10 protein-coding genes are annotated in these 13,116 nt (G+C 71.9%); 4 read left to right on the top strand and 6 right to left on the bottom strand.

Features of this window, described 5'->3' with window-relative positions:
- Positions 1–31 precede the first annotated feature (31 nt).
- On the top strand, positions 32–682 hold the full coding sequence (locus ABZ855_RS04140; protein WP_360800538.1) for a TetR/AcrR family transcriptional regulator: 651 nt from the start codon (positions 32–34) through the stop codon (positions 680–682).
- A complete protein-coding gene (locus ABZ855_RS04145) occupies positions 679–1,602 on the top strand; it encodes an alpha/beta hydrolase (protein WP_360800541.1) in 924 nt (307 codons plus the stop codon). The genes ABZ855_RS04140 and ABZ855_RS04145 overlap by 4 nt, the downstream gene beginning before the upstream one ends.
- A 37-nt stretch (positions 1,603–1,639) precedes the next feature.
- Here ABZ855_RS04145 and ABZ855_RS04150 read toward each other — a convergent pair whose 3' ends face one another.
- The 3 genes from ABZ855_RS04150 to ABZ855_RS04160 all read right to left on the bottom strand — a co-directional run bounded on the left by ABZ855_RS04150 (position 1,640) and on the right by ABZ855_RS04160 (position 3,090).
- Positions 1,640–2,236 carry a TetR/AcrR family transcriptional regulator gene (locus ABZ855_RS04150; protein ID WP_360800544.1) on the bottom strand — a complete coding sequence of 199 codons (597 nt, stop codon included), beginning with the start codon at positions 2,234–2,236 and terminating at the stop codon, positions 1,640–1,642.
- A 99-nt stretch (positions 2,237–2,335) separates the two neighbouring features.
- Complete coding sequence (locus ABZ855_RS04155) at positions 2,336–2,599, bottom strand: helix-turn-helix transcriptional regulator (RefSeq protein WP_360800547.1); 264 nt, start codon at positions 2,597–2,599, stop codon at positions 2,336–2,338.
- A complete protein-coding gene (locus ABZ855_RS04160) occupies positions 2,599–3,090 on the bottom strand; it encodes a DUF2975 domain-containing protein (RefSeq protein WP_360800550.1) in 492 nt (163 codons plus the stop codon). Before ABZ855_RS04160 ends, ABZ855_RS04155 begins: the two co-directional genes overlap by 1 nt.
- Before the next feature lie 126 nt (positions 3,091–3,216).
- Here ABZ855_RS04160 and ABZ855_RS04165 point away from each other — a divergent pair, with 126 nt between their 5' ends.
- Positions 3,217–3,780: a GNAT family protein gene (locus tag ABZ855_RS04165; protein ID WP_360800553.1), complete on the top strand. Its 564-nt coding sequence runs from the start codon at positions 3,217–3,219 to the stop codon at positions 3,778–3,780.
- On the opposite strand, the gene ABZ855_RS04170 is transcribed toward ABZ855_RS04165, so the two are convergent.
- Positions 3,770–6,880, bottom strand: coding sequence for a LuxR C-terminal-related transcriptional regulator (locus ABZ855_RS04170; protein WP_360800556.1), 3,111 nt, complete (start codon positions 6,878–6,880; stop codon positions 3,770–3,772). The two genes, ABZ855_RS04165 and ABZ855_RS04170, sit on opposite strands and share 11 nt — an antisense overlap.
- 208 nt (positions 6,881–7,088) lie before the next feature.
- Between ABZ855_RS04170 and ABZ855_RS04175 the strand changes: the two genes are divergently transcribed.
- The gene (locus ABZ855_RS04175) at positions 7,089–10,013 is read left to right on the top strand and encodes an ATP-binding protein (RefSeq protein WP_360800560.1); all 2,925 of its coding nucleotides are present in this window, start codon (positions 7,089–7,091) and stop codon (positions 10,011–10,013) included.
- A gap of 60 nt (positions 10,014–10,073) precedes the next feature.
- Here the strand turns inward: ABZ855_RS04175 and ABZ855_RS04180 are convergent, their stop codons facing one another.
- The gene (locus tag ABZ855_RS04180) at positions 10,074–11,924 is read right to left on the bottom strand and encodes a glycosyltransferase (protein WP_360800563.1); all 1,851 of its coding nucleotides are present in this window, start codon (positions 11,922–11,924) and stop codon (positions 10,074–10,076) included.
- 294 nt (positions 11,925–12,218) lie between these two features.
- On the bottom strand, positions 12,219–13,058 hold the full coding sequence (locus ABZ855_RS04185) for a hypothetical protein (RefSeq protein WP_360800566.1): 840 nt from the start codon (positions 13,056–13,058) through the stop codon (positions 12,219–12,221).
- Positions 13,059–13,116 lie beyond the last annotated feature (58 nt).

Below are 13,116 nucleotides of genomic sequence, written 5' to 3' on the forward strand. Positions count from 1 at the left end.
GGGTGCCCGGCATCACCTACGAAAGGCCGCAATGAGTGAGAAGGCCCCCGCGCGACGCAACGCCGCGGGTGAGGAGCGACGCCGTGAACTGCTCGACCGCATTATCGATCACGTCCTGGAGCGCGGGGTCGCCAACCTCACGCTGCGCGGACTCGCGCAGGCCGTGGGCTCCAACAACCGGATGCTCATCTACTACTTCGGCGGGTTCGAACAGCTCCTGACGACGGCACTGGACGAGTCCTGGAACCGCTTCCCGACGCCGACCGACCCCACCGAGCTGCTCGCCGACCGCACGACGCCCCTGACAGCCCGCCTGGAGCAGCTGTGGCAGCTGCTCGCGGAGCCGGCCCGGCACGACTACATGCGGCTGTTCTTCGGCGTACTCGGCATCGCGGCGTACGACCGCGAGCGTTACGCCTCGTTCCTCGAGGCGACCAAGCGCCTCTGGATCCAGCCGCTCACCGACGCGATCGCCGCGGAGGGCGTGGACATGAAGGAGGCCGAGCTGCTCGCGTACGAGGCGATGGCGCAGTGGCGCGGTCTCGAGGCACTTCAACTCGCGTCGCAGGACTACGAACTCGTCGACCGTGTCCGCCTGCGCTGGGTGCACAGCCTGACCGAGCGCATCCATCTCACCGCCCGGATCCGCCTCGCCGACGCCAACGAACGGACACAGCCATGAGTGGTCTCGCCGAGGCCGTCCAACCGTTTCCGCAGCCCTTCGTCCCGGTCGCCTATGAGCCTCCCGAGGCTGTCGCACCACACCGGGGACCGGACCGGACGATCTATCCGGACATCATGTACGGCCATGTGGAGGGCTTCCGCCCGCTCCGGCTCGACCTCTACGTTCCCGACGCCGAGCGGGCCGTCCCCGTCGTGCTCTACATACACGGAGGCGCATGGCTCGGCGGATCCCGCAAACCGCTGCACCACGACTTCGTGGACTTCCCGACGATCTGGCACCAGCTCAATCGCGCCGGGATGGCGGTGGCAAGCGTCAGTTACCGCCTCGCCTCGGAGGCACCGTTCCCCACCTGTCTGCACGACGTCAAGGCCGCCGTTCGCTGGCTCCGCGCCCACGGCGGCCAACTCGGCCTGGATCCCGGCCGGATCGGCGCCTTCGGGGATTCCGCGGGCGCGCATCTCGCCCTGCTGGCGGCGCAGCGGACACCGGCGGAGTTGGAAGGACACGTCGGTGTGACCGGTGTGCCGTCCGATCTCGCCGCCGTCGCGGCCTGGTACCCGCCGACCGACCTTTCGCTCTTCCGTCGTCCGCCGGACCTGGATCCGCAATCGGCGGCCGCGCTGCCCGAAACGCGCCTGCTCGGTGGCCGGGTCGAGGAGCTGCCCGACCTGGCACGGGCGGCAAGTCCGGTGACCTGGGTACACCCGGACTCGCCGCCCGTGTTGCTCGTGCACGGCACCGCCGACTCGCTCGTGTCCATCGAGCACAGCGAAACGATGGCCGCGGCCTACGCCGCTGCGGGAGCGTTCGCGGAGCTGCAGGTGGTCTCCCGGGCCGACCACTGCTTCCTCGGTATCGACATCGAACCGATCGCTGAGCGCACGGTGACGTTCCTGCGCAGGCATCTGCAGGCGTAACAGGAATGCCTTCGGGCGGGGAGCGGTCGGCCCGCGCTCAGCGAGGCGTCAGCGCGCTGAAGGCCTCGTCCAGCAGGTCGACGAGGTCCAGGTGACCGTCGGAAGCGGTCCAATGGTCGAGCGCGATGTTGAGGCAGTCCAGCGCTGCCGCGGCCTTCACGGAGACGGCCAGCGTCACGGGCTGCGGGGGATCGGTGCGCTCGGCGAGGGCCTGGGTCAGGGTGGGCCACCACCCGCGCTGCTTCTCCAGTTGCCGGGCGCACAGCGCGGGGGTCTCGAGGACGAACCGGGTCGTCCGCAGGGCCCTGACCGGATCCCGGCGGTAGTGCTCTATCGCGGCGTCCAGCCCGCGCCGCAGTGCCGTCCAGTCGTCCTCGTCGGAGGGGCGGGCACGTACGGCGTCGGCCACCTGCTCGCCGTGCGACTCGAAGACGCTGAGGGCCGCGTCCTCCTTGCTGCCGAAGTACCGCAGGAACGTGCTGCGGGAGACCCCGGCCGCGGAGGCCAGGTCGTCCAAGGTGACCTTCTCGAACCCGTCACGGAGGAACAGGTCGAAGGCCACCTGGGCCAGTTCCGCGCGTACGGCGGCCCGGGCGATGCTCCGGGTGTTCGTACGCCCAGCAGCCCCGTCCACCCGAGATCCCTTCCGCGCGTACCCAGTCCCCGTGTCGCCTGCCAGGCGCCAGGGCGCCAGTATGACACCCGGTCTCACGCACCGGAGATCCTGACCGGATCACTGGGCGTCGAGAACTCCACGCTCCTGGACGGGTACGTCATTCGCCTCTGCCGGCGTCTCGGCCTCCCAGCGCAGCAGGTCGCCCGGCTGGCACTCGAGCACCTCGCAGAGCGCGGCGAGCGTCGCGAAGCGCACCGCCCTGGCGCGGCCGTTCTTGAGTACCGCCAGGTTGGCCGGAGTGATCCCCACACGGTCCGCGAGCTCGCCCACGGACATCTTCCGCCTGGCCAGCATCACGTCGATGTCGACGGCGATCGGCATCAGATCACCTCGTCCAACTCGGCCTGCATCCGGGACGCTTCGACATCGCGCGCGACGGCCTGGGCGAGCAGCATCCGCAGCACGAGCACGATGAGCGCGACCCCCAGGATGGCCAGACCGACCCCGGCCATGATGACGGTGACTCCCGGGTCGTCCCGTTGCCCCGGCGCGTTGACGGCCGTGACCGTGAACCAGAGGAGGGCGGCCGCCACGATCGCTCCGATCACGCCGTCCACGTACCGGAAGGCGGCGTGGGAGAACACGGTTTCGCGTCGCACCATCGTCACCAGCCGCCATACGCAGACCAGGGCGACCTGGGCCGCCACCATGCCCAGGATCGTGATGACGCGCAGCGCGGTCAGCGGCAGCGACCCGTCCTCCGGGTCGTTCCCGCTGACCAGCACCCACACCATCCCTGCCTGTACGAACACGGTGCCGGCGAGCACCACCACGAGCACGGCGCGCAGCGCACGCACGGTCAGCTGTCCCATGACCCACCCTTCCATCGAATCGCGATGGGAATCTATCGAAAGTCGATATGTGGGGCAAGGGTCAGGTGGAGCCGGGACCGATTAATCGGTGTCCCGCCCGCGACCTCGGGACGCAGGATGGTGCGCATGACACTGGCCACCCCCGTACTGCACACCGCGCGCCTGCGGCTGCGCCCCTTCACCGACGCCGACGCGGATCCCCTCTTCGCCCTGCACAGCAGCGCCCACGTGCTGCGCTACTGGGACTCCGCGCCGTGGACCGAACGGGCTCGGGCCGACCGCTTCCTCGAGGCGTGCCGGAAGATGGAGGACGAGGGCACCGGCGTACGGGTGGCCATCGACCGGGTCTCCGACGGGGCCTTCGTCGGCTGGTGCGGGTTGACCGGATGGAACCCGGACTTCCGCAGCGCGTCGATGGGTTACTGCTTCGCGGAAGCGGCGTGGGGCCAGGGCTACGCGACGGAAACCGCGCACGCCGTGCTGACGTGGGCCTTCGACACACTGGACCTGAACCGGGTCCAGGCCGAGACCGATACGCGCAACCTGGCATCCGCCCGGGTGCTGGAGAAGGTCGGTTTCGTGCGCGAGGGGACCCTGCGGGAGGACTGCGTCGTGAACGGCGAGGTGTCCGACTCATGGGTGTTCGGCCTGCTCAGGCGGGAGTGGCGGCCGTCGGCCCCTACCCGGTGAGGCTTCCGTTCAGCCAGGTGGCGGTGAGTTCCGCGCGGGAGCGGGTGCCGGTGCGCTGGAACAGGCGGGTCAGGCGTTGTTCCACCGTTTTGGTGCTGCAGTTGAGTTCCGCGGCGATCTGCTGGTTGGTCGCGCCGTCGCTGACCATGCGTACGAGCGTGATGTCGGGCTCGGTGAGCTGGTGTTGTGCTTGGCGGAGTCTCGGTACGGGGATGCCGCGCTGTTGTGCGGCACGGGTGACGGCGGTGCGGAAGGGGCGGCCCAGGCCGAGGGGGCGGGCCTCGCGTATGGCCTCGGTCAGCCAGTGCCGGGGGTCGTCGGCGATGGACGTCAGACACATGCCGGCGATGACGCTCAGGTGGACGTCGCCCCGGCGTCCGATCGAGCGGTGGGCGGTCAGCGCGCTGTCCGCGTCGTGATGGGCGATGCCCCGCGCGATGAGCAGGGCCTCGTGGGTCATGGCCGTGGCCGCTTCCTCGTGCAGGGTTTCCAGTTCCTCCAGGGCCGGTCGGACCCTCTGCGCCAGGCCGTGCAGGGCGGCGAGGGACAGGATGCGCAGCAGTAGCCGTTCGACGCCCGCGAGTTGGCCGTTCTTGCGTGCCTGCCGCGCGTCGCACCAGGCTTCCTCCAGCGCCTCCTCCTGCCGGCCGGACCAGTACCGGACGGCCAGGCGGGCACGTGCCGCCAGGGGATGGGTGACGGTGTCGGGGACCAGGTCGAGCCATGCGCGGGCGTGTGCGACGTCTCCGCGGGTGCAGTGGATCTCCGCGGCCAGCGCCCGCGGCAGGTGCGGGACGCCTGCCGCAGGATGGGTCCGGCCGCGTACTTCGATGCCGCGGGCGGCTGTCAGCGCGGCGTCCCAGTTCCCCGCCAGGTAGTCGCGGACCATGCCCCGGTACTGGACGGCGATGCCGTCGGGAGCCGCCACGTACCGGTCGCCGAGGACGGCGGCGAACGCGCCGGCCAGGTCCGCGTGGGCGGCGGCGTGGCGCAGCCGGTCCATGGCCCGGTCGTCGAGGGCGTCGGGGGGCAGGTCGCGCCGTGCTCGGCTCAGTTCCGGGTGGCTGCCCGTCGCGGCGGCCACCAGACGCTGTTCGGCGGGTGAGGGCAAGGGCGTGCGGCGGTGCCCGGGACCAGTGTGCGGGGTGTGGCGGGCCGTCGATGCCGCCGGGGGTGTGAGCGGGCCGATGCCGTACAGGCCGCCGAGTGCCGCCAGCCCGGCCGCGGCGGGAAACCGGTCAGCCGTCTCGGCGCAGCGGGGGCGCAGGTCATCGGCGCAAGGGGCGCGGTGTTCGTGCAGCGCCGCCCACGCCCACGCGGCGGCAACGTCCGACAGGCCGGCTGGTTCCCCGACGTCGGCGGGGCGTTCGGGGCGTTCAGTGGGTTCAGCACGTTCGGTGTGACTGGTGGGGTCCGTGTGCTCGGTGTGCGGTGTCTCCAGCAGAGCGAGCAGTGGCTTGCCCAGTGCCAGGAGGCCGCCGTGGTCGCCGTATCGCAGACTCAGGCTGCTCGCCTCGTGCAGCACACCACGCGTGCGCCGGTCCTGGGGTGCGAGCCGGTGGAGCGCGGCCGCGTAGGCGCGGGCCGAGCGGGGCCAGTTGCTCCTGGCCTCCTCGCGGGCCGCCGCCAGCAGCAGCGGCACCGCGAGGGAGTCGGCCAGACGCGGGCCGGAGGCCGCGACGCGGTCGGCCAGCCTCGGGTAGCCGCGGCCGGTGGCCTCGGCACCGAGCTTCTCCGTCAGCTTCGTGACGTACCGCGCGGAGTTGCCCTGGACGTCGCGCCGGCTGGGCAGGGCCCGCAGCGTCGCCGCGAGCGCCGGGACGGCGAACGACAGTCGGCCTCGCGGGTCAGCGGTCAGGACCCCGTCCGTGATCAGACGGTCCAGCGCGCGTTCGAGGGCTCGGGCGCCGGCGGACGGCGCCATCCTGAACGCGTCGTCGACGTGCACATCGGCATGGTCGAGAACGCGGGCGGTGACGATCGCCGTCTCGACGATCCCGGGGTACGGGGGCGTGTGGGGCCGGCCGAACCCGAGGAGGAAGGCTTCCTCGGTGCTCAGCCTCAGCTGGTTCTCCGCACGGGTGAGGCACATCCGGTCGTCGAGTTCCAGCAGGTCCCGTCCGTCCAGGGCGTCGAGGAGCGCCAGCACGGCGCGCGGGTTGCCCGCCAGCGTGCCCAGGGCCCGTGACACCGTGGCCGCCACCGCGGGGTCGGCCGGGTGGCCGAACCGCCGGGTGAGGTGGAGGTCGACGAGCTTGGCGACGTCGGCCGGGTGCAGAGGGGGCAGTTCGAGGACGTCGTCGGCGGCGGCCGCCAACTGGGCGCGAGAGTGATCCCCGGCGGGTCCGGGGCGGCCGGCCATCACCACGGGTACACCGCGCGGGCGGAAGACCCGTAACAGCAGCCCCAACGTGTCGGCGGCCGGTCGCGGCATACGGTCGATACCGTCGACGACCAGGGCGAGCGACATCCTGCGGGCCCCCGCCGCCAGCGCCTCGGAGAACGCGGCCAGCCCCTCCGCCCCGCCGGCCCGCGCCGCCCTCCGTAGCCGCGACCTCTCGGCACCGGGCAGCGCCGCCAGGCAGTTGCCGGGGTCGGTGAGAACCAGGCCGGACCCGGCGGAGACGGCGACCGCGTCGGCCGTGTGGGCCGTGCGTTGGGCGAGGACCGCGTTGGCCGGGTCGGCCGTGCGTTGGGCGAGGACCGCGTTGGCCGGGTCGACCGTGCGTCGGGGGTCGGCCGGGTCGACCGTTCGTCGGGGGTGGACCGTGTCGGCCGTGCGTTGGGGGTGGACCGCGTGGGCCGTGTCGACCGTGCGTCGGGGGTGGACCGGGTCGGCCGGGTCGACCGTGTCTCGGGGGTCGGCCGTGCCGACTCTGTCCCGGGGGTCGTCGGTTTCGCCCTCCCAGCCGAGCCGCAGCACCGCGGTGCCGTCCTGGGTCGCCGCACGCCGCGCCCGCTCCAGGACGGTCGTCTTGCCCATCCCCGCCCCCGCGCTGACCAGCAGGACGCGCGCCCTCTCACCGGTGGCGCGCAGGGCGTCGGCCAGTGCGTGGACGTCGTCGGCTCTGCCGACGACCGCTCCACGCTGTTCCCGCACGGTGCCACCTCGTTCGTTCTCCGCGACCGACGGCGGTGCGGGGCATGACGGCGCGGCCCATATGGTCAGTGCACTGACGCCTTTCTGGACACGGGTACGCGGCCGGCCTCGGCCGTGTTCATCACCCGCCAGGGCACACCTCGGAAACTGGACGGTGACTGTGAGGCCGGGAACCGACGAACCGGACCGCTGGGGCAGGCCCGCCGGCATGGACCGCACCGACGACCGCCTGCTCGGCCGCGAGCGGGAGTCGCGGCGGATCGACGGTCTGCTGGGCGACCCCGACGGCCCGCGCCTCGTCTTCGTGCGAGGTGAACACGGCGTGGGCCGCACCGCGTTCCTGCACGCCACCGGCGAACGGCTGCGGACACAGGGAATCGCCGTGCACGTCATGGACTGTGTCCCCGGCGACGGTGACCGGCCGCTGCTGCTGGCGCTGCGACTGGTCATGGCACTGGAGGAGCGCCCGTCCGGCCCGGAAGGTCCCCGGTCGGCCACAGGGCCGGTCGCCCGGGCGCTGTCGGCCGCGGACCGGCACGACCGGGCCGCGATGGAGACACTGCTGCGCGCCGCTCTCACCCGCCGCGCACCGGTGACGGTCCTGGTCGACGATGCCCAGCACGCCGATCCCGACTCCCTGACCGCCCTCGGGCGGATCGATGCCCCTGGTGTCCGGCTGGTGGTGTCGGTCGCCCGGCACACCGCACCGAGCATGGGCGGTACGGGCGGTACGGGCGGTACGGGCGGTACGAGAACAGCCACCCCTGCGCCCGAAGGGCCCCGGTCCGCAGGCCGTGAAGGCGCGGGCCGTGCGGGTGTTCCCCGGATGGACGAAGAGCCGGCCGACGGCAAGGGGTCGCGCGCAGTCGTCCTGCTCCCGCTCGGAACGCGGGACACCACCGCTCTGGTCGCGCGGTGGCTGCGGGCCGAAGCGGACGCCGATCTGGCGCGCCGGGTGGGCGAGTTGACGCGCGGTGTCCCGGGAGCGGTCGAGGCCCTGCTCACCGGCTGGACGCGCCGAGGCGTGATCCGGATCGTCGACCGCCATGCCTTCATACCCGCGCGGGCGACGGCCCCGGTGCTGCCCGACGACGACCGGTTCGTCCTGGCCCTGGACCGACTCGGCGAGCCCGCGCGCGCGGTGGCCGCCGCACTGAGCGTCCTGGGACCACTCGGCCCGCCGGCCCTTCAACTGACCGCGGACTGGACGGGCCTGTCCACCGACGCCGTCATCGACGGTGCCCACCGCCTGGTCGAGGCGGGCGTCATCGACGAACCACCCGGCCCGTACCGGACCACACCGCGAGGCTGGACCTTCCGCCTGCCCCTGACCGAGCACACCGTCCGAGAGCGGCTGAGCCCGGTGGAACGCAGCCGGCTGTCCGCCACCGCGGTCGAGGTCCTCTGGGGATACGCGGACGCGCGGCACGCGGAAGCGGCGATCCCCCCGGCGCCGGTTCTCCCCGGCGAGACGAACGCCCTGACCTACCGCGCGGACCGGATCGCGGACGCGGGCAGCCTGGTCGACCGGGAACGCGCGGTGGCCGAACTGACCGCCGCCGCCCAGCGGATACGGCCCGGCACGGATGACGGGCGGGTCCTGCGGTGGCTGCGGGCCGCCCGTGACCTCACCGAACACGCCGACGCCCGCGATCTCCTCCTCCAGCGGTACGGCACAGCCGCCTACCTGGCCTGCGACTACCCCACCGCACGGGCCGCCGGCGAATCCCTGCTGCGCGATCCGGGACCGACGCTGAGCGACCTCGACCTGCAAGAGGCCGCCTGCCTGGTCGTCGCGGTCACGGCCAACCAGCGCGACTGGCCCACGATGTCCCGGCTCGCGACCGCCCACTGGTGGGACGGACTGCCCGTACCCGCCCTCGCCAAGGTGACCGGACAGGCCCTGGCCCTGTGTCACCTCTCGCGCTGGCAGGAGACAGCGGAACTGCTCGACCGGACCCGGTCGGTGTGGAACACCGGCCCACGCGCGCGTGCGGCGCCCGGCCGGTTCCGCGCCATGGCCGAGCTGGCCATGGGCCGCCCGGAGCCCTACCGGCGCGAACTGGCCCTGCACGACGCCCCGGACCTGCCCCTCGGCAAGGTGTACTCGCTGGCCGGCGGCATGTTCGACACCCTGCTCACCGGCTACGACCTCAACGCGGCCGAAGCCCTGCTGGAGACCGCCGGCCTGACCGTGCCCATGCTGCCGCCGCTCGGCCGGTTTCTCTTCGATCACCTCACGGGCCGGTGGGACCAGGCACTGGAATCGGCCCGCCGGCTGCTGGCCCACGACGAGGTCCAGTCGATCCCGGTGGCCGACAGCTCACCGCTTCCCGCACGGACGGCGGCCGTCCTCCTCGCCCGGGGGCGCATCACCAGCGCGCTCCAGCTCATCGAGGTCGTGCGCGGTCCCGAAGGGAGCCCGCCGCAGTGCGCGCTGCACGCTTCGGAAGCAGAGGTGCTCATGGCCCTCGGCGACCTGGGCAGCGCCGAAAGGGCCCTGCGCGGCGCGCTGACCACGGCACAGGCGCACGACCAGGTCCACGGCACGGACGAGCTGTGGGCCCTGCTGGCAGAGGTGACGGCCGAGACCGGGCACACCGCCGAGGCGGCGGTCTGCCTGCGGCACCTGGAAGGCATCGCCGTACGGACGGGCACCGACCGGTCCCGTCTTCGGCATCTGCTCGCCTCGGCCCGCGTCCTGCGGCAGGAAGCACCCGACACGGCACGCCACAACCTGAGCGAGGCCGTCGATCTCGCTCGCACCCGCGGGCTGCCTTTCGAGACGGCGACCACCCTGGTGGCCGCCGCCACCACGGGCGCGGTCCCGAGCGCGCTGCTGCACGAGGCCTACGAGCTGTTCGGCACGACCGGCGCCACCCTGTGGCGCTTCCACACCAGGACCGCGCTGCGCGAGGCCGGACTCACCGTCCCCGGCCGCAAGCAGGCCACCGCCGAGAACGACCAGCTGCTCGCCACGCTGCTCGCCGAGCGGCTGACCACCCGCCAGACGGCCACCGTCCTGGGACTCACCGAGGACGCGACCGCCCGGCGCCTGTCCCGGCTGTTCGCCCGCACGGGAAAACGCTCCCGCACCGAACTCGTCACCGCCGTACTCACCGACGCCCTCTGACACGGCACGGCGCGAGCCCCCGGACCGTCCTGCATCCGGGGGCTCGTCCGTCGCGTCAGATCACACCAACTCGGGGACGTGTGCGGACGCCCGGTCCCTGCGTATCTCGCGCTCCGCCAGATACGACAGCGCCGGTGCCGCGCTGAAGCTCACCGCCTGGTAGAGGAGCGTGAGCGTCATCGCCACCGAGACGACACCGAAGGGCAGCGCGGTGACCGACAGGACGGCGAAGAGGAGGAAGACCACGGCGAGCACGGTCTCCTCACCGGCGCTGTTGAACACCTGGATCCTTGACTGCAGTCGGCGGAACTTGTCGGTCCGGTTCCAGATCGCGGGCCGGTTCAGCATCGCGAGCAGCGCCGCCTTCCCGATCACATAGAAGAGAGCGCGCTGGGCCAGGACGGCTCCGGCGAACTCACGCGCGGTGAAGCCCATGACCTTGCGGTACACCGTCCACTGCAGCAGCCGCCTGCCCGCCATCACGAAGAGGAACGGCACGTACCAGGTCACCGGCACCGGCCACACGTCACCGTTCGCGACCATCGACAGCAGCATGGCCGGCGGCACCGCCACCCCGGCGAACCTGACGCCACGCAGGGCGTTGATCAGCCCGTGGTTGGCGTGGTGGATCCGCTGTACGACATTCAGGTGCGAGGCGCTACGCCCGGCACCGGGGCGGAACATGTGCGCGTGGGCGCGGATCTCCTGCACCGGGCCGTAGGTCCAGCGGAACCGCTGCTTCCGGTAGCCGTTCCAGGTCTCCGGGACGAGCCCCCGGCCGTACGGGCGCTTGAGGTAGACCGAGTTGTACCCGCTCGCGTGGATGCGGATGGCGAGCTCGGAGTCCTCGGTCAGGCACCATTCCGCCCAGCCGCCGGCCTTGTCGAGGGCGGCCAGCCGGATGGTGGACATCGTGCCGACGGTGAGGCCCGCCCCGTTCTCGTCGAGCGCGACCATGTGGGCGGCGAAGAAGAGGGCGTACTCGGCGTTGGCGATCCTCGTGAACGCCGACGACTCGTAGTCGCGGTAGGCGTGCGGGCACTGCACGAAGCCCGTCTCGGGATCCTCGAAGTACCCCACGGTGTCCGCCAGCCAGTTCGGTTCGACGATGTAGTCGGCGTCGACCACGCCCACCACTTCCGCGCGAGAATCGATGTGGGGCCGCGCCCAGTTCAGCGCACCGGCCTTCGCGCCGGTGATCCCCTCCACGTGCAGGAACCGGAAACGCGGTCCCAGCCGGGCGCAGTGCTCCTCCACGGGCCGCCAAAGGCTTTCGTCCGTGGTGTTGTTGTCGATGACGAGCACTTCGTAGTCGGGGTAGTCGAGCAGGCTCAGCGCGTCGAGCGTCTCGATGACCACCCCGGGCGGCTCGGCGTGGATCGGGAGCTGCACGGAGACCATCGGCGCGAAGCCGGACGGACGAGGACGCGCGGTCGCGCCGGCCCTGCGCCACCGGGAGCGCAGGAGCACTTCGGAGCCCGTGACCTCGTCGAGCAGGTCGGAGGGGAGGCAGATGATGGTCAGTACGGAGCTGATCGTGACGAACACGAGGGTCACCGTGCTCACGCCCGAGTCGATCGCCTTCGCGGCGAACGGCACCAGCCACACCACCGGCAGGACACTCAGGAACACGCAGGTCACGACGAACAGGCTGCCGACAGGCCGGAAGGCGGTCAGCCTCCGGAGTGCCAGGAAACTGAGCGCCATCATGGAGAGCGCGGTGAGCAGGCCCCACTTCAGGGAGCCCCCGAAGGCCACGCTCACCAGCAGGGCCGTGCCGAAGCACAGGGCGTGAACTGTTGTCGGGAAACGCAGTTCCCGCGCTGTGGGGTGCGGATGTCGCGCGAGCGTGACGATGGCGGCCAACTGGGCCGCCGCCACGATCAATAACGTGGCGACCAGATTATTCATGGGATTTCAGACTTTCCGATGTGCAAGGAGAGGCCGGGCGCAGCGCGACATGGCGCACCCGCGCAGGGGTGCGCGCACGCTGCTTTCGGCGTTTCGGGGCCTGAGTGGGGCGGCCCCTTCGAGCGGCGCGGGGTGCCGGGATTACCGGTGAATGTCGTTTCCGCATTCACTCCGCGTGCCGCTTCCTTGAATCGTGTCAGCTGAGAGTGGTCGCCTCGGCGCTCGCGGCCGCCCGGCGGCTAAGTACAGGGAAACCGGACGCGAACAGTGCCGTAGGGAGGTTCCGTCGGCCGATCAGTCGACCGGGACCGCGTCGAACACCGCCCGGTGCACGCGGACCTGAGCCGAGCCCGCCAGGCGGTCGAGCAACGCCCGGTAGCGGTCCAGGACGTACGACTGGCGGATCGAGTCGTGGGCCGTGGCGAACGACTGGTGCGGGAAGTCGCCGCGGTGGGCGGTGAAGTAGGACCTGAGGGCGGTGTCCGATGTCGTGATGGCCCGCGTCTCGGTGAGCTTGTTCCGGAGGTCGGCGGCGAGGTTGCTCAGGACGTAGGTGAAGTAGTTCGACTCGGTGTACTGCACCGGCCCGTAGATGACCTGGTGGGCGGTGACGGCCTTCAGGCGACGGGCGTTCTCCGTCTGCCAGTTGTGCAGGAAGGCGTCGTAGCCGGAATCCGCCAGGAGACCCTGGCGGTGGGCCAGGGTCAGCTCGACGGTGGTCCGGGTGACGTCGGCGAGGGCCCGCTCGCGGAGGTAGGCGGCGGGGGTTCGGCCGTCGTGCTCGGTGGTCCAGAAGCCGGGGCCGTCCTCGGCGCCGTACTTCTGCCGGAAGTGGGTGAAGGTCGCCGCCCGCTCCTGGGCGAGGTAGAGGGCCAGTTCCCGTACGGGGATGTCCTGGCCGTCGATCGTGGCCGCGACGGCTGTCAGCGGGGGAGCCGGTGGCGCCGGGGGAGCCGGGGGACGGCTCGGTCGCGTGCCGGACAGGAGAACCGCCGCGGCGATGGCGGTCGCGGCCACCAGCGCGGTGACGGTGATCAGCCAGAGCGGGACCGTAGGGCGCGGCGGGGTGGTTGGGCGGATGTCGCGCGGACGGCCTTTTGCCGGTGTCCGGGGGCGGTGGGTCGACGTGCTCATCGCCGGCTCCTCTCTCGTGCTGCCGTCCGAGGGTGGGACGGGTGCCCGGGTGGGCACC

This window comes from Streptomyces sp. NPDC047042, from assembly GCF_040644035.1.
Lineage (GTDB): Bacteria > Actinomycetota > Actinomycetes > Streptomycetales > Streptomycetaceae > Streptomyces.

Coding starts and splice junctions, on each gene's coding strand:
- ABZ855_RS04180 (WP_360800563.1), bottom strand. CDS start 11,924: ATGAATAATCTGGTCGCCACGTTATTGATCGTGGCGGCGGCCCAGTTG.
- ABZ855_RS04145 (WP_360800541.1), top strand. CDS start 679: ATGAGTGGTCTCGCCGAGGCCGTCCAACCGTTTCCGCAGCCCTTCGTC.
- ABZ855_RS04165 (WP_360800553.1), top strand. CDS start 3,217: ATGACACTGGCCACCCCCGTACTGCACACCGCGCGCCTGCGGCTGCGC.
- ABZ855_RS04160 (WP_360800550.1), bottom strand. CDS start 3,090: ATGGGACAGCTGACCGTGCGTGCGCTGCGCGCCGTGCTCGTGGTGGTG.
- ABZ855_RS04155 (WP_360800547.1), bottom strand. CDS start 2,599: ATGCCGATCGCCGTCGACATCGACGTGATGCTGGCCAGGCGGAAGATG.
- ABZ855_RS04140 (WP_360800538.1), top strand. CDS start 32: ATGAGTGAGAAGGCCCCCGCGCGACGCAACGCCGCGGGTGAGGAGCGA.
- ABZ855_RS04185 (WP_360800566.1), bottom strand. CDS start 13,058: ATGAGCACGTCGACCCACCGCCCCCGGACACCGGCAAAAGGCCGTCCG.
- ABZ855_RS04175 (WP_360800560.1), top strand. CDS start 7,089: ATGGACCGCACCGACGACCGCCTGCTCGGCCGCGAGCGGGAGTCGCGG.